The organism is Mesorhizobium sp. WSM4935 (genome assembly GCF_029625735.1).
Classification (GTDB): domain Bacteria; phylum Pseudomonadota; class Alphaproteobacteria; order Rhizobiales; family Rhizobiaceae; genus Mesorhizobium.
On record NZ_JARTVR010000001.1, the window covers coordinates 315,054 to 334,631 of the forward strand.

At 63.6% G+C, this 19,578-nt stretch carries 17 protein-coding genes; 7 read left to right on the plus strand and 10 right to left on the minus strand.

The window, feature by feature from the left end; translation table 11 throughout:
- The first annotated feature begins 2 nt into the window (after window positions 1-2).
- A complete protein-coding gene (locus P9273_RS01475) occupies window positions 3-1,007 on the plus strand; it encodes an inorganic phosphate transporter (protein ID WP_278047314.1) in 1,005 nt (334 codons plus the stop codon).
- A 24-nt stretch (window positions 1,008-1,031) separates the two neighbouring features.
- Here P9273_RS01475 and P9273_RS01480 read toward each other — a convergent pair whose 3' ends face one another.
- Window positions 1,032-1,409, minus strand: coding sequence for a VOC family protein (locus tag P9273_RS01480; protein WP_278047315.1), 378 nt, complete (start codon window positions 1,407-1,409; stop codon window positions 1,032-1,034).
- A gap of 197 nt (window positions 1,410-1,606) precedes the next feature.
- Between P9273_RS01480 and P9273_RS01485 the strand changes: the two genes are divergently transcribed.
- On the plus strand, window positions 1,607-2,767 hold the full coding sequence (locus P9273_RS01485) for an Mrp/NBP35 family ATP-binding protein (protein ID WP_278047316.1): 1,161 nt from the start codon (window positions 1,607-1,609) through the stop codon (window positions 2,765-2,767).
- A gap of 22 nt (window positions 2,768-2,789) precedes the next feature.
- Here P9273_RS01485 and P9273_RS01490 read toward each other — a convergent pair whose 3' ends face one another.
- Window positions 2,790-3,239, minus strand: a complete 450-nt coding sequence (locus tag P9273_RS01490; RefSeq protein ID WP_278047317.1) for an SRPBCC family protein — start codon at window positions 3,237-3,239, stop codon at window positions 2,790-2,792.
- A gap of 152 nt (window positions 3,240-3,391) precedes the next feature.
- On the opposite strand from P9273_RS01490, the gene P9273_RS01495 reads away from it, so the two are divergent.
- Both P9273_RS01495 and P9273_RS01500 read left to right on the plus strand, forming a co-directional pair.
- Window positions 3,392-5,197 carry an IlvD/Edd family dehydratase gene (locus tag P9273_RS01495; RefSeq protein ID WP_278047318.1) on the plus strand — a complete coding sequence of 602 codons (1,806 nt, stop codon included), beginning with the start codon at window positions 3,392-3,394 and terminating at the stop codon, window positions 5,195-5,197.
- Between the two features lie 124 nt (window positions 5,198-5,321).
- Entirely contained in the window at window positions 5,322-5,720 is a 399-nt protein-coding gene (locus tag P9273_RS01500) for a hypothetical protein (protein WP_278047319.1), read from the plus strand.
- Window positions 5,721-5,765: 45 nt separating this feature from the next.
- On the opposite strand, the gene P9273_RS01505 is transcribed toward P9273_RS01500, so the two are convergent.
- Window positions 5,766-7,355: a trimethylamine methyltransferase family protein gene (locus P9273_RS01505; RefSeq protein WP_278047320.1), complete on the minus strand. Its 1,590-nt coding sequence runs from the start codon at window positions 7,353-7,355 to the stop codon at window positions 5,766-5,768.
- Window positions 7,356-7,575: 220 nt separating this feature from the next.
- Window positions 7,576-9,069 carry a MocR-like pyridoxine biosynthesis transcription factor PdxR gene (pdxR, locus tag P9273_RS01510; RefSeq protein ID WP_040993852.1) on the minus strand — a complete coding sequence of 498 codons (1,494 nt, stop codon included), beginning with the start codon at window positions 9,067-9,069 and terminating at the stop codon, window positions 7,576-7,578.
- Between the two features lie 431 nt (window positions 9,070-9,500).
- Between pdxR and pgi the strand changes: the two genes are divergently transcribed.
- On the plus strand, window positions 9,501-11,144 hold the full coding sequence (gene pgi, locus P9273_RS01515; protein ID WP_278047321.1) for a glucose-6-phosphate isomerase: 1,644 nt from the start codon (window positions 9,501-9,503) through the stop codon (window positions 11,142-11,144).
- A gap of 5 nt (window positions 11,145-11,149) precedes the next feature.
- On the plus strand, window positions 11,150-11,875 hold the full coding sequence (locus P9273_RS01520; RefSeq protein ID WP_040993856.1) for an HAD family hydrolase: 726 nt from the start codon (window positions 11,150-11,152) through the stop codon (window positions 11,873-11,875).
- 55 nt (window positions 11,876-11,930) lie between these two features.
- Here the strand turns inward: P9273_RS01520 and P9273_RS01525 are convergent, their stop codons facing one another.
- From P9273_RS01525 to P9273_RS01550, 6 genes are all read right to left on the minus strand, one after another.
- Window positions 11,931-12,506 carry a CGNR zinc finger domain-containing protein gene (locus P9273_RS01525; protein WP_278047322.1) on the minus strand — a complete coding sequence of 192 codons (576 nt, stop codon included), beginning with the start codon at window positions 12,504-12,506 and terminating at the stop codon, window positions 11,931-11,933.
- 12 nt (window positions 12,507-12,518) lie between these two features.
- Complete coding sequence (locus P9273_RS01530) at window positions 12,519-13,415, minus strand: DMT family transporter (RefSeq protein ID WP_278047323.1); 897 nt, start codon at window positions 13,413-13,415, stop codon at window positions 12,519-12,521.
- Window positions 13,416-13,424: 9 nt separating this feature from the next.
- Window positions 13,425-13,751: a hypothetical protein gene (locus tag P9273_RS01535; protein ID WP_278047324.1), complete on the minus strand. Its 327-nt coding sequence runs from the start codon at window positions 13,749-13,751 to the stop codon at window positions 13,425-13,427.
- Between the two features lie 38 nt (window positions 13,752-13,789).
- Window positions 13,790-14,668, minus strand: a complete 879-nt coding sequence (locus P9273_RS01540) for an alpha/beta fold hydrolase (RefSeq protein WP_278047325.1) — start codon at window positions 14,666-14,668, stop codon at window positions 13,790-13,792.
- A gap of 150 nt (window positions 14,669-14,818) precedes the next feature.
- Window positions 14,819-15,532 carry a class I SAM-dependent methyltransferase gene (locus tag P9273_RS01545; RefSeq protein WP_278047326.1) on the minus strand — a complete coding sequence of 238 codons (714 nt, stop codon included), beginning with the start codon at window positions 15,530-15,532 and terminating at the stop codon, window positions 14,819-14,821.
- A complete protein-coding gene (locus P9273_RS01550) occupies window positions 15,529-17,469 on the minus strand; it encodes a long-chain fatty acid--CoA ligase (protein WP_278047327.1) in 1,941 nt (646 codons plus the stop codon). The genes P9273_RS01545 and P9273_RS01550 overlap by 4 nt, the downstream gene beginning before the upstream one ends.
- Before the next feature lie 460 nt (window positions 17,470-17,929).
- Here P9273_RS01550 and P9273_RS01555 point away from each other — a divergent pair, with 460 nt between their 5' ends.
- Complete coding sequence (locus P9273_RS01555; protein ID WP_040993865.1) at window positions 17,930-19,528, plus strand: ABC transporter substrate-binding protein; 1,599 nt, start codon at window positions 17,930-17,932, stop codon at window positions 19,526-19,528.
- Window positions 19,529-19,578: the final 50 nt, after the last annotated feature.

A 19,578-nucleotide genomic window follows, 5' to 3' on the forward strand; every position in this document is an offset into this window, starting at 1 on the left:
CGATGGAAGCCGCGATCGCTTTTCCCCTGCTGGTCGGCCTCGTCGCCGTGGCGCTGTTCTTCGATTTCCTCAACGGCCTGCACGATGCCGCCAACTCGATCGCGACCATCGTCTCCACCCGTGTGCTCAGGCCGTATTACGCGGTGTTCTGGGCCGCATTCTTCAATTTCATTGCCTTCCTGTTCTTCGGCCTGCATGTCGCCGAGACGGTGGGAAAAGGCATCGTCGACGCCAGCATCGTCACACCGGCGGTGATCTTTGCCGCGCTCGTCGGGGCCATCGTCTGGAACATCGTCACTTGGGTCGCCGGCATTCCGTCGAGCAGCTCGCACGCGCTGATCGGCGGGTTGGTCGGCGCGGGCGTCGCCAAGGCCGGAACCGGCGCCATCGTCTGGTCTGGGCTCGGCAAGACGGTCGCGGCCATCGTGCTCTCGCCGGCGACCGGGTTCGTGCTGGCGCTCGTCCTTGTGGCCATCGTCTCCTGGCTGTTCGTGCGCCAGACGCCGTTCGCGGTCGACAATACGTTTCGTCTCCTGCAGTTCTTTTCCGCCTCGCTCTATTCGCTTGGGCATGGCGGCAACGACGCGCAGAAAACCATGGGCATAATCGCCGTGCTGCTCTATTCGCAAGGTGTGCTCGGCCCGACTTTCCACGTGCCGCTATGGGTGGTCCTCACCTGTCAGTCGGCGCTGGCTCTGGGCACGCTGTTCGGCGGCTGGCGCATCGTCCACACCATGGGATCGAAGATCACGCGGCTGAACCCCATGCAGGGTTTCTGCGCCGAGACCGGCGGCGCCATCACGCTGTTCGCCGCCACCTGGCTCGGTGTCCCGGTCTCGACGACGCACACCATCACCGGCGCCATCATCGGCGTCGGCGCCGCTCGTCGCGTCTCCGCCGTGCGCTGGGGTATCGCCGGCAACATCGTCGTCGCTTGGGTGATCACCTTGCCGGCGACGGCGGCAATTTCGGCATTGACCTATGTCGCGACGCGACTGGCCGCATGAGGCGGCCCGGATCGGGGCGCTGCGCTATTCGCCCGTGAGGTTCAGGATATTGCCGTCGGGATCCTTGAACCAGGCGACCTTCATGCCGTAACCGACATGGAGGTCGCCCTCGAGCGACAGCCCGGGCATGTCGTAATGCTCGAAAGTGACGCCCTTCGACTTCAATGATTTGACGATTTGGCCGATCTGGTCGCCGACCGCCCAGGTCACCGCCGTCGCCTTGTTGGTGCCGGCGAATTGCGAATGGTAGACGTTGATGAGCGTGTCGCCGCTCTGGTAGACGACCAACTCGCCGCCCATGTCGTCTACTTGTTTGAGGCCGAGCGTTCCTTCGTAGAACGCCTTGGCCTTGCTCAAGTCCTTCACCGCGAGATTGGCTGTCGCATTGCTGTTTTGCAGCATGACGGTCTCCTTCACAGATTGTCGTGGTGGCAGTGGAGATAGCGCGGGCAGGTCGTTTGACCATTACCAGGCTAATCCCGATGCAAATCCGACGTCATCCGTCGCTTTCCGGGGCACGCCGGGCGGGCCATTGCGCCACGGCTTGGTTCTGCCGGCAAACTGCACTATCTGGAACGCCAAAGCCCCGAGGAAATGTCATGTCCATCACCAAGGAATTCGTCATCGAGCGCCTGAAGACGGTGAACGGGCCGGACTTCACCGGCAACATCGTCGACCTCGGCATGGTCTCGGAGATTTTCATAGCCGATTCCAAGGTCTTCTTCTCGATCACCGTTCCCGCCGCCCGTGCCCAGGAGCTGGAGCCATTGCGCGCCGCCGCCGAGCGCGCGGTGAAGGCTATCCCCGGCGTCGCCAGCGCCGTCGTCGCGCTGACCGCGGAGAAGAAGGGCGGCGGCATGGAAGCGCCGGTTCCGGCGCGCCCGGCCGCTCCGCAGCCGGCGCCGCACCGCCCCGCGCCGCACGCGGCCGCATCGCAGAGCCACGGCAAGCGCGGCGTGCCGGGCATCGATGCCATCATCGCGGTCGCCTCCGGCAAGGGCGGCGTCGGCAAGTCGACCACCGCGGTCAACCTGGCGCTCGGCCTTGCCGCCAACGGGCTGAAGGTCGGCGTGCTCGATGCCGACATCTACGGCCCGTCGATGCCCAGGCTGCTCAACATCCACGGCCGGCCGCAGACCGTCGACGGCAAGATCCTCAAGCCGATGCAGAATTACGGCCTCAAGGTGATGTCGATGGGCTTCCTCGTCGATGAGGAGACGCCGATGATCTGGCGCGGCCCGATGGTGATGTCGGCGCTGACGCAGATGCTGCGCGAGGTCGAGTGGGGTCCGCTCGACGTGCTGGTGGTCGACATGCCGCCCGGCACCGGCGACGCCCAGCTCACCATGGCCCAGCAGGTGCCGCTTGCGGGCGCCGTCATCGTCTCGACGCCGCAGGACTTGGCGCTGATCGACGCGCGCAAAGGCCTCAACATGTTCAAGAAGGTGGACGTGCCGCTGCTCGGCATCGTCGAGAACATGAGCTATTTCCTCGCTCCCGACACTGGCAAGCGCTACGACATTTTCGGTCATGGCGGCGCGCGCCGGGAGGCCGAGCGCCTCGGCGTCACCTTCCTCGGCGAGGTGCCGCTGGAAATGGGCATTCGCGAAAGCTCGGATACCGGCGCGCCGGTCGTCGCCTCCAAGCCGGAGGGTGCGGAGGCGAAAATCTACCGCGACATCGCCTCGAAGGTCTGGGACCGGGTCCAGGAAGAGCGCGGTGCGGCCGAAGCCGCGGTGCCGAGCATCGTGTTCGAGTGATCCCTCCCGTCAACGGGAAGGGTCAGGCGCCCACCTTTTCGCCGAAGGTGGAGAAGAATTGCCCGGCGAGCTTTTTCGACGTCGATTCGATCAGACGGCTGCCGAGCTGCGCGATCTTGCCGCCGACCTCGGCCTTGGCGGCGTATTTGAGGACCGTCCCGTCCGGCCCGTCGGCGGTCAGCGTCACGTCGGCGCCGCCCTTGGCAAAGCCGGCGATGCCGCCCTTACCTTCGCCCTGGATGGTATAGGAATGCGGCGGCATGAGGTTCTTCAGCGTCACCGCTCCGTTGAAGGTCGCCTTGATCGGCCCGATCTTGAGCACCACGGTCGCCGCCATCTCGGTGTCCGAATTCATCTCGAGGCTCTGGCAGCCGGGAATGGCTTCTTTCAGGATCTCCGGGTCGTTGAGGGCGTCCCACACTTTTTCCACGGGTGCGGCGATCCGCTCCTCGCCTTCGATCACCAAAGCCATCAAGACCTCCCCGATTTTGCCGATGCCGATTGGTCGTAGCGCGCGGGCCGAAACAAGTCTATCGCACCAAAGTCCGGGTTCCGGCAGCGCCTGCCTCTTGCTTGCGCTCGCGCGTTGTCATATCGATTTGTCATACAAATACGGAGACCACCATGGCAGGCGCCCCCACCAAGAAGAAGAAATTTCGCTCCCAGGAGTGGTTCGATAATCCCGACAATCCGGGCATGACGGCGCTCTATCTCGAGCGCTACCTAAACTACGGACTGACGCGCGCCGAGCTGATGTCGGGCAAGCCGCTGATCGGCATCGCCCAGACCGGCTCCGACCTCTCCCCCTGCAACCGGCATCACATCGAGCTCGCCAAGCGCGTGCGCGAAGGCATCGTCTCGATGGGCGGCATTCCCTTCGAGTTCCCGTGCCACCCTATCCAGGAGACCGGCAAGCGCCCGACCGCGGCGCTCGACCGCAACCTCGCCTATCTCAGCCTGGTCGAGGTACTTTACGGCTATCCCCTCGACGGCGTCGTGCTCACCATCGGCTGCGACAAGACCACGCCAGCGCTGCTGATGGCGGCGGCCACCGTCAACATTCCGGCCATCGCGCTGTCGGTCGGCCCGATGCTCAATGGCTGGCACCACGGCAAGCGCACCGGCTCCGGCACCATCGTCTGGGAATCGCGCCAGCGCCTGTCGGCCGGCGAGATCGACTATGACGAGTTCATGGACATCGTCGCCTCCTCGGCGCCGTCGACCGGCTATTGCAACACCATGGGCACCGCCACGACGATGAACTCGCTGGCCGAGGCGCTGGGCATGCAACTGCCCGGCTCAGCCGCGATTCCCGCGCCCTATCGCGAGCGCGGCCAGATCGCCTACGAGACCGGCAAGCGCATCGTCGACATGGTGCATGAAGACCTGAAGCCGTCCGACATCATGACGCGTCAGGCCTTCGAGAACGCCATCGTCGTCAACTCGGCCATCGGCGGCTCGACCAACGCGCCGATCCACCTCAATGCGATCGCCCGCCATCTTGGGGTGCCGCTCGACAATGACGACTGGCAGAAGATCGGCCTCAACGTGCCGTTGCTCGTCAACCTGCAGCCGACGGGCGAATATCTCGGCGAGGATTATCACCATGCCGGCGGCGTGCCGGCGGTCGTCGCCGAATTGATGAAGGCCGGGCTGTTGCCGCATCCCGATGCGATCACCGCCAATGGCAAGTCGATCGGCGACAACTGCCGTGACGCGGTCAACGAGAATCACGACGTTATTCGCAGCGCCGACAAGCCGCTCAAGGCCAATGCCGGCTTTATTAATCTCAAGGGCAATCTGTTCGATTCCGCTATTATGAAGACCAGCGGCATCTCGCCGGAATTCCGCGAGCGCTATCTCTCCAATCCGAACGATCCGGAGGCCTTCGAAGGCAACGCCATGGTTTTCGATGGGCCGGAGGATTACCACGCCCGCATCGACGATCCGGCGCAGGGCATCGACGAGCACACCATCCTGTTCATGCGTGGCGCCGGTCCAGTCGGCTATCCGGGCGGCGCGGAGGTGGTCAACATGCAGCCGCCGGCTTACCTCATCAAGAAGGGCATCCATTCGTTGGCCTGCATCGGCGACGGCCGCCAGTCCGGCACCTCCGGGTCGCCGTCGATCCTCAACGCCTCGCCGGAAGCCGCGATCGGCGGCGGCCTGGCGCTGCTGAAGACCGGCGATCGCGTCCGTATCGACCTGAAGAAGGGCACCGCCAATATCCTCGTCAGCGACGAGGAGATCGCCAGGCGGCGCGCCGCGCTGCAGGGCAATGGCGGCTATCACTACCCCAAGCACCAGACGCCATGGCAGGAGATCCAGCGCGGCATGGTCGACCAGTTTTCGGCCGGCATGGTGCTGAAGCCGGCGGTGAAGTACCAGGACGTCGCCCATACAAACGGCGTTCCGCGCGACAATCACTGAACTTATTCGGCTCGATCGAAGGGCGGCTTGCGGACAGCGGGCCGCCCTTACTCATGCCCTTGTTTCGGCTCCGAGCGCCCACAGATAAGCCTGGTCTCAGCGCTTCACGAAGAAAGAGACCACCATGGCGAAACGGCGTTCTTCCCTCGGCTTTCTCGGCATGTTCGGCCGCTCGGGCGACTTGCGCCAGCTCGACCAGGCATTGCGTGCGGCCGACCTGCACCCGGCCCTGGTGCCGGAGGGCGTGAAGCTCACCATCGTCAATCTGATGAAGGACCGCTGGCCGGATGAGCCGCCGACGGGCGCCTATCGATCCGTTGCGCAGCTTTGCGGCTATTGCGTCGCCGGCCCACAGGTGTTCGAGCAGGCCAATGGCCGCGAGCCGACCTTGGAGGTCGAGCGCCGCATCGAGGCGGCGCTGGAGACCGGCGACAGTTTCGACGCGCAGATTGTGCTGATGACGCTGCACGCCAAGCTGGTCAATCCCGAGGTCGTCGAGCGCTACGGGCTGAGCGCCGAGTGACCTGGATAGACGGTGAGGCCGGCCTCACCGAAATATCAAGGTGTCCTAGCCGCCCATCTTGCTGCGCGGCAATTTGATCATCTCGCCGAAGCGGGCGCGCAATTTGTCGTCGAGAATGCGCGAGACATGGCGCGGGAAATGCTCGGCAAGCACACGCTTCTTCTCCGCGATAGCCCGCGACAGGATGTCGGGCCGGCCCTTTTCGTTCCATTCCTTGGGCGAGAAACGGTCGCCGACGGCGGGATAGAAATACTCGGTCTGCATCAGCTTCAGCGTCTGATCGTTGCCGAGATAGTGTCCGGGACCCTTGAGGCAGACATCGGCGATGGTGTCGATCGACAGCGCGTCGTCGGTCACCTCGACGCCGCGCACGCAGCGCAGGCAGTGTCCGAGCATGTCGTTGTCGATGATCAGGCTTTCGAGGCAGAAGCCGAGCAGCGAGGCATGCATACCGGCCGATTCATAGACCAGGTTCAGGCCGGACAAGCCTGCCATGACATTGGTGATGCCTTTCTCGTAGCCGGCCTGGATGTCGGGCAGCTTCGAGTCCGACATGCCGGCGGCCGAGCCGCCGGGCAGGTCGTAATATTGCGCCATCTGCGCGCAGGCCGCCGTCAGCACCGCCTGCTCGGCCGAGCCGCCGGACATGGCGCCGGTTCTGAGGTCCGAGACGAACGGCCAGGTGCCGAAGATCGCCGGATGTCCGGGCTTGATGGCGTTGACATAGACCAAGCCCATCAGCACTTCGGCCACCGCCTGCACGACGGCGCCGGCGATCGCGGCAGGTGCCGTGGCGCCCGCCTGGCCGGCCGACAAAAGCAGGATCGGAATGCCGCCTTCGACGCAGGCCTCCAGCACACCGCAGGCGTCCTCGGCGAACTTCATCGGCGGCACGACGAAGCAGTTCGAGTTCGACACGAAGGGCCGCGCCCGGAAATTCTCCTCGCCGCCGGCGATCGCATAGAGCATTTCCAGCGCCGGCTTGACGTTCTCGCGCACGGTGAACGAGGTGCCGACATGCTTGGACGTCCCCATCACGCAGGCATAGAGCGTGTTGAAATCCATATCGAGCGGGTCGGGAATATCGCGCGGCACCATGGTGCGCTGGAAGAAATGGATGTTGTCCAGCCCGTCGACTAGACGGGCGGCGTCGTAGAGATCCTGCAGCAGCGATTCGCGATATTCGCGCTTCTCGACGTCGACCAGATGCACCGCCGCGCCCGCCGTGCCGAAATGCACGCGTTTGCCTTGGATCAGCATGTCGTGCTTCGGATCCTGGCCGTAGAGGGTGAAGTTGCGCGCCGCCTTCTTGATCGTGTCCAGCACGAGCGCGCGGGGCAACCGGATGCGGCCGTCGTCGCCATAGGTGGCGCCGACCCGGGTCAGTGCTTCGATGCAGGACGGAATGGCATTGGCGAAGCCGACCGTCTCCAGGAGCGTCAGCACCGCTTCGTGGATGCGTTCCCGGTCGTTCTGGCTCAATGGGCCATAGCTGCCACCTTCAAGCCCCGCCCGCACCGGACGGATGTCGTCGGCCAAGGGCGCAGCGCGCATCGCGCGGCGCGCTTCGCGCCCGCCGGACCGCCGCGAACGCTGGTCCGACGACGATTCCTGCTTCTCGAGAGCCACTGACATGGAAGCACTCCACCTTTGTCTTATCTGCGAGGCGATCCGCGGCGGTTGGTCCACCATCGGCTGTCTCGTCCCCTTCTGGCCCCGACTATGCCGCCGGCATTGGTGCAGCCTATGGGCCAGTCATTTCCGTCGAATATGCCAGGGTCCTAAAGCAACAGGAGTGCGTCAAAACGAAAAGAGCCGGCCCAGGGCCGGCTCTTTTTCGGGACGTTTGTGGCGATCACGCGGCCGCCGGCCTGCGTCCGGCGGCGGTGGCGAGTTCGCGGATACCCGGCTCGATATGCTGCAGCGAGATCGAGGAGATGCCCAAGCGCATGAAACGAGAGGGCTTTTCGCTGCGGTCGAAGAATCGGTCGCCGGGTTCGATGATGACGCTGCGCGAAGCGGCGGCTTCCGCCAGGCCGCGTGAATCGGTGCCGCGCGGCCCTTCCAGCCAGAGCGATGTGCCACCCGCCGAGTCGGTCGAGCGCCACTCTGGTAGGAAAGCGGAAATCGCATGGACCAGACGCTTGCGCCGCTCGTCGAATGCGGCGGAAAGCCTGCGCACCAGCGCCTCGTGATGGCCGAGCGACAAAAACAGCGCCACCGCGCGCTGGTTGTTCGCAGGCGGGTGCCTCAGCATGAAGCGGCGCAGCGCGCGAAGCTCGGCGATTAGCCCCGCGGAGGCGACGATGTAGCCAAGCCGGAGGCCCGGAGCCAGCGTCTTCGACATCGAGCCGACATAGATGACGCGGCCCGAGCGGTCGAGGCTCTTCAGCGCCTGCTGCGGCGCCTCGTCGAGGAGTTGGCTGTCATAGCCGTCCTCGATGATGATCTGGTTGTTGCGGTTGGCACGCGCCAGAAGATCCTGCCGCCGCTCCGCCGACAAAGGCACCATGGTCGGGCAGTGGTGGCTCGGCGTGACGAAGACGAAGCCGGAATCGCTGGGGATCGCCGAGGTGACGATGCCCGACTGGTCGACCGGAACCGGCTGGATATCGGCGCCGGCCAGCCGAAAGATCGAGCGGGCGTCCGGATAGCCGGGGTCTTCCATCGCCACTTTCGAGCCCTTGGTCATCAAAAGCGAAGCCAGCATATAGAGCGCGTTCTGCGCGCCCAGCGTCACGATGATCTCGTCCGGATTGGCGAAGATGCCGCGGCGCGGCAGAAGCCTGGCCTGGATTTGCTCGATCAGCAGCGGATCGTCGCGATCCACCATGTCGGACGCCCAGTTGCGGATCTCGAGCACGGCGAGCGCCATGCGGTTGCATTCGCGCCATTCGGCGGTCGGGAACAGCGCCGGGTCAAACTGGCCGTAGACGAACGGGTAGGAGGACTTGATCCAGTTGTCGTGCTTGGCCGGCGGCGGCATGTCGCTGGCGGCGATCTGCCGGCGCGCCTTCCAGTCGATCTCGTTCTGCTGGTCCGGCGCCTTCTGGTGCGGCTTGGCGGGAGTGGCCAGCACGTCCGGATTGACGAAATGGCCGCGCCGCTCGCGCGCCACCAGGAAGCCCTGGTCGACCAGCTGCTGGAAGGCGAGCACCACCGTGCCGCGGGCAACGCCAAGTTTTTCCGCGAGAATTCGGCACGACGGCAGCGGCATCGAGGCGGCGATCTGCCGGTCGAGAATGGCCGCGACGATCGCCTGGCGGATCTGCGCCTGGAGGGTTTGGCCGGATTCAGCCGAAATCCGGAACAGGCCGGACCATATGGCCGTGTCATTGCGCTGTGGCATGGGAAATCTTCCTCGGATGGCCAGCTGTTTTCACTTGGCTGGACCAGTGGAGTGTATGGGTGGCATAAGGGGTTGCGCCAATCAATTTTTCTGATCGCTGGGATTTATGCCAGTGATCTATCAAGGCGCGATGCGAAGCATCGTCGCCCGCGTCGAAGCGCGATGCGAAGCATCGTCGCGGCAACACCCAAACGCGATGCGAAGCGTCGTCGCCCCGCATTTAAGCACGACGCGAAGCGTCGTCGCGGCGCGATGCACGCTAATATTCCCGCACCCTCACCGTCCAATACCGCCCCTCATCAAAGCGTGATGCAGTGCGGCAAAGCCGCGCTTGAACGAAATGGAAATCGGCTCAATAGAATGACGCGCCGACATGCGCCGGAAACATCCGGCCTGTTAAAATGGTCTAAAAACCCGCCAGGAGCCCGCCAGTGGACCAGCCATCCTTCGACAAGCAACTTGCCGCCTTGCGCGACCAGCGCGCGGCGGCCAAGGGCTCGATGCGCGAGGCCTTCGCCGCCGATCCCAAGCGCTTCGAGACATTCTCCGCCACCGATGGCGATCTTCTGCTCGACTGGTCGAAATGTGCCGTCGACGCGAACACGATGACGATGCTGGAGAAGCTCGCGGATGCCGCCGATCTCGCGGGACGCCGCGCCGCCATGTTCGAAGGCAAGAAGATCAACATCACCGAGAACCGCGCCGTGCTGCACACCGCGCTGCGCAACCTGACCGGCAAGAGCGTGATCGTGGACGGCCAGGACACCAAGGCCGATGTGATCGCCGTGCTCGACGCCATGGGCGCCTTCGCCGACGCCATCCGCTCCGGCAAGGCGGCCGGCGCCACCGGCAAGAAGATCACCGACATCGTCAACATCGGCATCGGCGGCTCCGACCTCGGCCCGGCGATGGTAACACTGGCGCTAGCGCCCTATCATGACGGGCCGCGCGCGCATTACGTCTCCAACGTCGACGGCGCCCATATCCATGACACGCTGAAGGGCCTGTCGGCGGAAACGACCTTGTTCATCATCGCTTCCAAGACCTTCACCACGGTCGAGACGATGACGAATGCCGAGACCGCGCGCGACTGGGTTCAGAAGGCGCTGGGCAAGGAGGCGGTCGGCAAGCACTTCGCCGCCGTCTCGACCGCGCTCGACCTTGTGGCGAAATTCGGCATCGAAAAGGACCGCGTCTTCGGCTTCTGGGACTGGGTCGGCGGCCGCTATTCGGTCTGGAGCGCCATCGGCCTGCCGGTGATGATTTCCGTCGGCCCGCGCAACTTCCGCGCCTTCCTCGACGGCGCGCATGAGATGGACGACCATTTCCGCTCGGCTCCGATGCAAAAGAACCTTCCGGTACTGTTGGGTCTGATCGGTTGGTGGCATCGCGTCGTCTGCAAATATCCGGCCCGCGCCGTCATCCCTTACGACCAGCGCCTGTCGCGCCTGCCCGCTTATCTGCAGCAGCTCGACATGGAATCGAACGGCAAGAGCGTCACGCTGGACGGCACCGCGGCCGCCACGCCGACCGGCCCGCTGGTCTGGGGCGAGCCCGGCACCAACGGCCAGCATGCCTTCTTCCAGCTCTTGCATCAGGGCACCGACTTCATCCCCGTCGAGTTCCTCGCCGCGGCGATAGGTCACGAGCCCGAACTGAAGCACCAGCATGATCTCTTGCTCGCCAACTGCCTGGCGCAGTCGGAGGCCTTCATGAAGGGCCGCACGTTGGAAGAGGCGCGCGCGCAGTTGCTGGCCAAGGGCATGAAGCCGGCCGATGTCGACCGCATCGCGCCGCACCGCGTCTTCTCAGGCAACCGTCCGTCGCTCACCATCCTCTACCGCAAGCTCGATCCGCGCACATTGGGCCGAATCATCGCGCTCTATGAGCATCGCGTCTTCGTCGAAGGCACGCTGTTCAACATCAATTCCTTCGACCAATGGGGCGTCGAACTCGGCAAGGAACTGGCGACGGGTCTGCTGCCTGTCGTAGAAGGCAAGGAGACTGCCGCAAAACGCGACGCCTCGACTGCCGGACTGGTGGCTCATATCCACCAATTGCGTGGCGTGGAGTAAAAGGATTGGCGGATATCAAGGGGATCTTGTTCGACAAGGACGGCACGCTTGTCGACTTCAACGCAACCTGGCTCGGAATAGCCGACTTCATGGCGATGGACGCCGCCGAGGGCGACCGCTGGAAAGCCGACCGGCTGCTCGCCGCCGCCGGCTTCGACTTCGCCACCAAGCGCTTCAAGCCCGATTCGATCTTCGCCTCCGGCTCGAACATGGATGTCGTCGAGCTCTGGTTCCCGCGCCTGTCCAACGAGGACCAGCTACTGGCCGTCTCCCGCTTCAACGAGATCACTTCGGCGCAAGGGTCGGCCATGGCCGTGGCGCTGCCGGGCATCGTGGAGTCGCTTCGGACCTTGCACAGCCGCTCCTATCGGATGGGCGTTGCCACCAACGATTCGACCAGCGGCGCTGAAAAGACGCTCGCCACGCTCGGCATCGCGCAGCTTTTCGATGCCGCTTTCGGCTACGACGCCGTGGCGAACTCCAAACCGGCGCCCGACACGGTCGTCGCCTTCTGCGACCTGACTGGGTTGAAGCCGGGCGAGATCGCCATGGTTGGCGACAATCGCCATGACCTGGAGATGGCGCGCGCCGGCGGCTGCGGCCTGGCGGTGGGCGTGCTCTCCGGCACCGGCACGCGCGACTCGTTGGCGCCGATGGCGGACGTCGTTCTGGATTCGGTCGCCGACCTGCCGGACTTCCTTGCCGCACGGGTGAACGTGCCGGCGGGTTAGAGCTGAGACGCGGTTTTCGTCCGGAATTGCCTAAGAGACAAGAAGATTGAGCATTTCACCGTCTCGGTGAAACGCCTAGATCCGGCATTGTCAGATGCGACTGCTTCTTGGCCCGATTGCCGCAGCTGCTCATGTCGCACCACCGTCGCGAACCGTTTTTCGTGCGATCTATGAAAAGCCAGCGGCAATCATCCGGCGGGCATTGTTTGAGACGCGATAGTTCGTCGTCGCGAAGCAAATCGAGGGCCGCCCATGCGATTGCCCCGATAATGCGGTTGGCGCCTCGGAAATGCAACGATACCGGCGACCCGCCGAGCGCGGCGGTCCTAAGTGCCTCGGCCGCATATTTTCGGATTGTGTCGAGCGCAGCAGCCGAAGGTTCGCCGCCGTGAGCGATTGCCGAGCCGGCGTCGTTTATAGCGCTGCGAAGGGCGAGAACGTCTTTGACCAAAGCCTTGCGGTCGGTCGAACGAAGAGCGAAATCATCATCGATCAGCCCGGTTTGCCTCGACCACGCCAGGATGTCCGCCGCCGTCGCGAGATGGTCGACTTCCCGGGCGGTGCCTCGCCGACTGACGGTGTTAGCGAAGTCAAGGGCCAGATTGCCGGCGATACGATGGGGAAATGACATTGGCGACGGCCTTCAATTCCTCGCTGGGTCGGCGCGGTCGCGTCTAAAAAGCGCTAATCCTGCTGCTACCAACAACAGCACGGCGCCGCCGATCTCGGCCGCTCCGACCTTTTCGCCGAAGAGCCAAACGCCTACGGCCAGTGCAACGATGGGCGAGATAAAGGCGTAGAGCCCGGCACGTGCGGTGCCCCATTTTTCAAGCAGGCGCAGATAGATCGTATAGGCTACGATGGTTCCGAGCAGGGAGAGGAACAACAGGCTGGCCGCAGCCGGAACGACATCGATCGTCGCTGCTGGCGTCGCCGAAACCTCGCCCAAAAGGAACGAGACGACGATCAGGGCCGCGCCGCCGAGAACGGCATGGATCGCCGTGAGCGTCAGAGGTTTGATCGGGCCGATCAGCGGCCGTGCGACGACACTCCCCACGCAGTAGCACGCCGTGCCCGCTACGATCGCGGCAAGCCCCAGCCCGTTTCCGGATTCCTGCTCGGTAAGACGCGTCCAGAACAGGCCAAAGAGGCCTGTGCAGCCGAGCGCCAGCGCCAGGCCGTGCCGCCAGGTTGGCCGCTCTTCTCCGAGCACGACTGCCAAGCCAAACAGAAGCACTGGAACCAGTGCGAGATTGACCAGGCCGGACAGGCCGGACGGGACCGTTTGCATGCCCCAGAACAACAGTCCATAGGTTCCGGCATTCGTCAGCAGGGCCGACACGATGACTCGTGCCGCCCGGCCTTCCGTGAAGGCTGAAAACGATCCATGTGTCCAAAATGCGAGGATTCCCGCAGTTAGCAGATAGCGCAGTCCCGCCAGAAGAATTGGGGGGACGCCCGCCTCCAGGCCAATCTTGATGGCGGCCCAGGTCAGCCCCCAGATCAGCGCCATAAGGCCGAACAGCGCGAAATTGCTCATAGGGCGATCTCAGCGCAGATCCTGATCGTCGACCAGGATGCGGTGGATCTCGATGCGCTCGGGCAACTCGATCAGAAATTCGGCGTCGCGGTCGAGATGATGGACTTTGATCGGGTCGCCCTTGGTGAAAGCGGTCATGGCCTCGATGTCAGGCCAGTAGGAGGTGGTCGTGAACCAGGTCTCCTCATCCCGATCCTCCCGAAAGAGTTGGACACCGAGCGCCACCTTCTGGAGCGGAGGAATACCCTCTGCCTTCAGATACGGTTCGTAGCTGTTCGCGACGTCGCGACGGGTTCGGCCGCGCCAGATGCGTGCGATGGTTGGCTTTGTGGCCATGTTCGTCTCCTGAGTTCTAGATTTCGCAGGGAGCCGTCTTACGGCAGCGTTCGCGAGAGGAAGTCGCGCACGAAACGCAAAGCTTCCTCGAAATGTGTTTCCAACAGCCAATGGCCGGCATCATCGAGGATGTGGAGTTCCGCATCCGGGAGATCGCGCCGATAGGCGAGCGCCGACTGTTCGGGCATGTAGCCATCCTGCGGGCCCCACACGATCAGCGTCGGCGGTCGGTGCTCGCGCAGATAGGATTGGTACCGCGGGAACCATTCGATATTCTGTTCAAGCTTTTCCATCAGCCGGACCGACACCGCCTTCCGGACACTCGTGTTCATCAGCGGCCAATGCAGCTTCCACAGATCAGGAGGAACGCGGCTGGCGACTTCCTCGGAGATCTCGCCGATGAACTCCTTGCGGAATCCCTCCTCGCTCACCGCTTCTTCGAGCGGACGGTGTCTCTCGACCGATTTGTCCGCCCACCACGCTTTGATCGTGTCGTATTTCGGTCCGAGGGCGTCCTCGTAAATGTCGCCGTTCTGGATGATCAGCGCCGCGATCCTGTCCGGACGCGCTATCGCGTGACGAAGGCCGATCTGAGAACCGTAGTCGTGGAGCCAGAGTGCATAACGCTCCAAATATAGCGCGTCGGCGACGTCAGCGAGAACACTGGCATAGGCATTGAAATCATAGTCGAACTCCGCGGGATCCGGTGTGTCGCTGTAGCCGAATCCAGGCCAGTCGAATGCTACTGTCCGCCAGCGATCGGCCAGGCCCGGCATCAGGCGCCTGAACTGGTAAGACGAGCACGGGTAGCCATGCGGCAAAAGAAGGACCGGAGCATCGGGAGGTCCTGCTTCCCGCAGGAATATTGTGTGGCCGCCGATTTTCAATCGACGGTGGCTTGTGTCGTAGATTTCCATGACCGCTCCGTCTTTTCGCTCTATCTGTTAGAACTGGCAAAACGGGTTTAGCTGGTTCTTGTTCCGAACTTCGCCCCGCGGAACCAAGGAAGGAAGCGCTGCGTGATCTTTCGCGCCCCGATGTGAGGCGAGGGGCGATTGCTGGACTTTTTAGCCGCCCTTTATCGGAACAAAGGCGAACACCGCGCTGGGCCTGGGCTCGCTGCCACCGTTTCCGCCGACATCCGGCACGTGGTATTCGCCGAGCAGGCAGAGCCGCGACCGGGGCAGCCAGGCGCGACCGGGATCGCCGACCAGCACATCGATCCCGGCGCCGAGGCATCGGTCGAGGAACGGTGCCATTCGCTGTCCGACATCCTGCGCGTAGAAAATGTCGCCCGCCAGCACAAGGTCGGCCGCCGGCGGCGGACCGGCGGTGACGTCCTCATCGCGTATCTGGATGGCGACGCCGTTGGCTTCCGCATTGAGGCGGAGCGCCACCACGCCGTTGCCGTCGATCTCCGCCGCGATCACCATGCGCGCCCCCGCTTTTGCCGCCGCGATCCCGACCAGTCCCGAGCCAGCGCCGAGATCGAGCACCCGCTTGCCGGCGACGATCGAAGGGCGGTCCAGGATGTAGCGGGCCAGCACGGCGCCGCCGGCCCAGGCATAGGCCCAGTAAGGCGGCTGCGGCTCGGCCTCAATTCCGTCGTTGTCGTCGTCCGGTTCGAGCAGCCGCCGCAGTCCGCTGCCGGGATGAGCCTGATAGAGCTGGACCTCCGGCACTGACGGCGCCGGCGCCAGCCGCATGTTCGTCTTGATGAAGTCCGCCGGATCGAGCCGCCTGCTGCGTGACCATGTCTTGCCGGCGAAATGATCGCTCAAGCCTGGTCCCGCAACGCCCGCCGCAGGATCTTGCCGACCGGTGTCTTCGGCAGCTCGGTGCGGAACTCGATATATCGCGGCCGCTTGTAGCCGGTCAGGTGCTCGCGGCAGTAGGCCATCAGGACTTCGACGGTGAGCGCCGCGTCCTTCTTGACCACGAACAATTTAGGCACTTCGCCGGAATGCTCGTCCGGCACGCCGATGGCCGCCACTTCCAGCACGCCCGGGTGATGCGCCACCACCTCTTCCAGTTCGTTCGGATAGACGTTGAAGCCGGAGACCAGGATCATGTCCTTCTTGCGGTCCACGATCTTGGTGTAGCCGCGCTCGTCCATGAAGCCCATGTCGCCGGATTTGAAGAAGCCGTCCTTGGTCATCGCCTTGGCGGTCTCGTCGGGCCGGTTCCAATAGCCGGCCATCACCTGCGGGCCGCGGATGCAGATCTCGCCCACTTCGCCGAGCGGCACGTTGTTGCCGTCGTCGTCGCGTATGGCGATTTCGGTCGAAGGCAGCGGCAGGCCGATCGTGCCGGTGAAATCGGCCGAGCTGAACTTGTTGGCGGTCGCAACCGGTGAGGTTTCGGACAGTCCGTAGCCTTCGCTCACCGGGCAGCCGGTCAGCGCTTTCCAGCGCTCGGCCACACCTTTCTGCACCGCCATGCCGCCGCCCAGCGTCAGGACCAGCGGTTTGAAATCCAGCTTGCGGAACTCCTCATTGTTGAGCAGCGCGTTGAACAGCGTGTTGAGGCCGGGAAAGATGTGCATCGGGTATTTCGCCAGTTCCTTGACGAAGCCCGGGATGTCGCGCGGGTTGGGGATCAGCACGTTCTGCGCGCCCTGCTGCATGCCCATCAGCGCGTTCACCGTCAGCGCGAAAATGTGATAGAGCGGCAGCGCGCAGATGAAGTTGAGATGCGCCGGCTTGGGCTTCACCGTGTAGGCGTCCTCCACCCACAGCGAGTTCTGCGCAACGTTCGAAAGCACGTTGCGATGCAACAGCACAGCGCCCTTCGAGACACCGGTGGTGCCGCCCGTATATTGCAGGAAGGCGATGTCGTCGCCGGAGACCGTGGGCGGCTTGAAGGCGATGGTCGCGCCGGTCTTGAGCACGGCGTTGAACTTGACGTGGCCGGGCAGCGACCATGCCGGAACCATCTTCTTCACCCGCCGCACGACGAGGTTGACGATGGCGCCCTTGAGGCCGCCCAGCATGTCGCCCATGGCGGCGACGATCACATGCTTGACCGGCGTCCTGGCAATCACCGCCTGCAGCGTGCCGGCGAAGTTCTCGAGAATGACGATCGCCTGCGCGCCGGAATCCTTCAGCTGGTGTTCCAGTTCGCGCGGTGTGTAGAGCGGGTTGACGTTCACCACCGTGTAGCCGGCGCGCAGTATGCCCATCATCGCCACCGGATATTGCAGCACGTTCGGCATCATCAGCGCCACGCGCGCGCCCTTCTCCAGGCCCCTCGCTTGCAGGTACGCGCCGAACGCGGCCGAGAGCCGCTCGAGCTCGGCATAAGTGATCGACTTGCCCATGCACACGAAGGCCGGCTGTCCGGCGAATTGCTTGCAGGCGCCGACAAGGAACTCACCGATGGACTTGTAGGGCAGGGCGCCGATCTCGGCCGGCATGTTCTTCGGATAGCTTTTCAGCCATGGCTTTTCCGGCAGGCCGACGGTGAGCTCGGTGATCTCCTTCGGCAAGCCCTTCGAGGCGAGCCTGGCTGCGGCCGGCTTGGCGGTCTCCGCTTTTGCGGGTTCCGGCTTGCCCACTTTCGCGGTTGGGGCCCTGGTCTTTGCCGCCGCGGGATTGGCAGTGGCCGGCTTTGAGGCTGCCTTGGCAGGCGCTGCCTTCGCAGCCTTGGGCGCATCGCTTTCGGCGGCGGCCTTGGCCTTTGCTTTCGCCGGGGCTGTCGTCTTGGCTGCTTTTGCCACCTGTCTCTCCCTGTCGCCTTCGATCTGGGCGCCGCCTCTGAAAGAAGCGTCCTCCACGCCGGTCCGGATTTTCCGGGAAATCCCGCCCATCATCTATGTATTGCCTCTATCCGCGACCGTGCAAGTCTTGCCCCAGCGGCAATGCGGGGAAAGATCTGCCGTCGAAATCCCGTACTTCGGTCGCCTCCCGCATCATGGCTGGGCGGCGAGGCGATCCGGGGCAGGCATGTCTCGCTTCGCCATTTCGACAGGCGGCCGATCAATAAAAAATCGCCGTCGTTAACAATGTCGTGAGCAGAAAAAACTACTCGTTTTTTCCACGATTTGAGCAAAGGATAGATTCTTTTCCTGCTTCCCGTAGGGTACGCAAACGAGGTGTTCCAAAGGCGAAGAAACGGTGCTTATATGCGCCCTTCGCGAGCCTGATAGAGGGGCTTGGGAGAACATCAGGGAGTGCTCAATGAAAAAGACAATGGCTTTTGCAGCCGCGTTGCTGGCTGCAAGCGTCCTCAGCGGCATGGCCAGCGCCAAGACGCTCGTTTATTGCTCGGAAGCGTCGCCGGCCAATTTCGATCCCGGCACGACGACCGGCGGCAACGACTTCGACGCATCTTCGCGCACCGTCTATTCGCGATTGGTCGAATTCAAGCACGGTGGCACAGAGATCGAGCCTGGTCTCGCCGACAAATGGGAAATTTCAGACGATGGCCTAGTCTATACTTTCCATCTGCATCCGGGCGTGAAGTTCCAGACCACCGACTATTTCAAGCCGACGCGCGACCTCAACGCCGATGACGTCGTCTTCTCCTTCGATCGCCAGTTCAACAAGCAGAATCCGTGGAATGGCGACAAGTATCTGCCGAACCTGACCTGGGACTATTACACCGGCATGGACATGCCGAAATATGTCGCCAAGTGGGAGAAGGTCGACGACCTCACCGTCAAGCTGACGCTGACCGAGCCGAATGCGCCGATGCTGGCCAATCTCGGCATGGACTTCGCCTCGATCGTGTCGAAGGAATATGCCGACCAGCTCGAGAAGGAAGGCAAGATGGCCGACTTCTCGACCAAGCCGATCGGCACCGGTCCGTTCCAGTTCGTCGACTATCAGCTGGATTCGGTCATCCGCTATGCGGCAAACCCCGACTACTTCAAGGGCAAGGAAAAGATCGACGATCTCGTCTTCGCCATCACGCCTGACGCGACCGCGCGCATCCAGAAGGTGCTGGCCGGCGAATGCGACATCGCGCCCTATCCGAACCCGGCCGACATCGCCACCATCAAGGCCAACAAGGACGTCACCCTGCTCGACCAGGCCGGCCTCAACATCGGCTATATGAGCTACAACACCACGATCCCGCCGCTCGACAAGCCCGAGGTTCGCCATGCGCTCAACCAGGCGATCGACCGGGAAGCCCTGATCAAGTCGCTGTTCCAGGACGCCGGCGCCACGCCGGCCGAAAACCTGATCCCGCCGACCATGTGGTCGTGGAACAAGGACGTGAAGACCGACACCTACAACCCGGAAGCGGCCAAGAAGGTGCTGGCCGATGCCGGGCTGAAGGAGATCCAGCTCTGGGCCGCGGACCGCGTGCGTCCCTACAACCCGAACTTCCAGCGCGCCGCCGAGCTGATCCAGGCTGACTGGGCCAAGGTCGGCGTCAAGGCCAACATCGTCAATTACGAGTGGACGAAGTATCGCGAGGAAGGCAAGAAGAAGGACCGTCCGGGCGCCTTCCAGATCGGCTGGACCGGCGACAATGGCGATCCGGACAATTTCTTCGCCACCCTCTTCGCCTGCTCCGCCATCGGCGTCTCGAACTATTCGAGCTGGTGCGACAAGGACTTCGAGGACCTGATCCAGAAGGCCAAGAAGACCAGCGACCAGGCCGAGCGCACCAAGCTCTATGAGCAGGCGCAGGTGATCTTCGCGAAGGAAGCGCCCGCCTTCCTGCTGGCTCACAGCCAGGTCTACGCGGTCGTTCGCAACAACGTCACCGGCTTCAAGATGGACCCGCTCGGCATTCACCGTTTCGACGGTGTTGACAAGTCCGAGTAATATTTGCGAACGGGGCGGCGCAAGTTTGCGCCGCCCCGTTTCCATTTGAC

Bases quoted from the DNA above. Each gene is read 5' to 3' on its own strand.
- P9273_RS01490 (WP_278047317.1), bottom strand. From the start codon at position 3,239: ATGGCTTTGGTGATCGAAGGCGAGGAGCGGATCGCCGCACCCGTGGAA.
- P9273_RS01525 (WP_278047322.1), bottom strand. From the start codon at position 12,506: ATGTCATTTCCCCATCGTATCGCCGGCAATCTGGCCCTTGACTTCGCT.
- P9273_RS01535 (WP_278047324.1), bottom strand. From the start codon at position 13,751: ATGGCCACAAAGCCAACCATCGCACGCATCTGGCGCGGCCGAACCCGT.
- pdxR (WP_040993852.1), bottom strand. From the start codon at position 9,069: ATGCCACAGCGCAATGACACGGCCATATGGTCCGGCCTGTTCCGGATT.
- P9273_RS01475 (WP_278047314.1), top strand. From the start codon at position 3: ATGGAAGCCGCGATCGCTTTTCCCCTGCTGGTCGGCCTCGTCGCCGTG.
- P9273_RS01495 (WP_278047318.1), top strand. From the start codon at position 3,392: ATGGCAGGCGCCCCCACCAAGAAGAAGAAATTTCGCTCCCAGGAGTGG.
- P9273_RS01485 (WP_278047316.1), top strand. From the start codon at position 1,607: ATGTCCATCACCAAGGAATTCGTCATCGAGCGCCTGAAGACGGTGAAC.
- P9273_RS01555 (WP_040993865.1), top strand. From the start codon at position 17,930: ATGAAAAAGACAATGGCTTTTGCAGCCGCGTTGCTGGCTGCAAGCGTC.
- P9273_RS01480 (WP_278047315.1), bottom strand. From the start codon at position 1,409: ATGCTGCAAAACAGCAATGCGACAGCCAATCTCGCGGTGAAGGACTTG.
- P9273_RS01530 (WP_278047323.1), bottom strand. From the start codon at position 13,415: ATGAGCAATTTCGCGCTGTTCGGCCTTATGGCGCTGATCTGGGGGCTG.
- P9273_RS01505 (WP_278047320.1), bottom strand. From the start codon at position 7,355: ATGTCAGTGGCTCTCGAGAAGCAGGAATCGTCGTCGGACCAGCGTTCG.
- P9273_RS01540 (WP_278047325.1), bottom strand. From the start codon at position 14,668: ATGGAAATCTACGACACAAGCCACCGTCGATTGAAAATCGGCGGCCAC.
- P9273_RS01500 (WP_278047319.1), top strand. From the start codon at position 5,322: ATGGCGAAACGGCGTTCTTCCCTCGGCTTTCTCGGCATGTTCGGCCGC.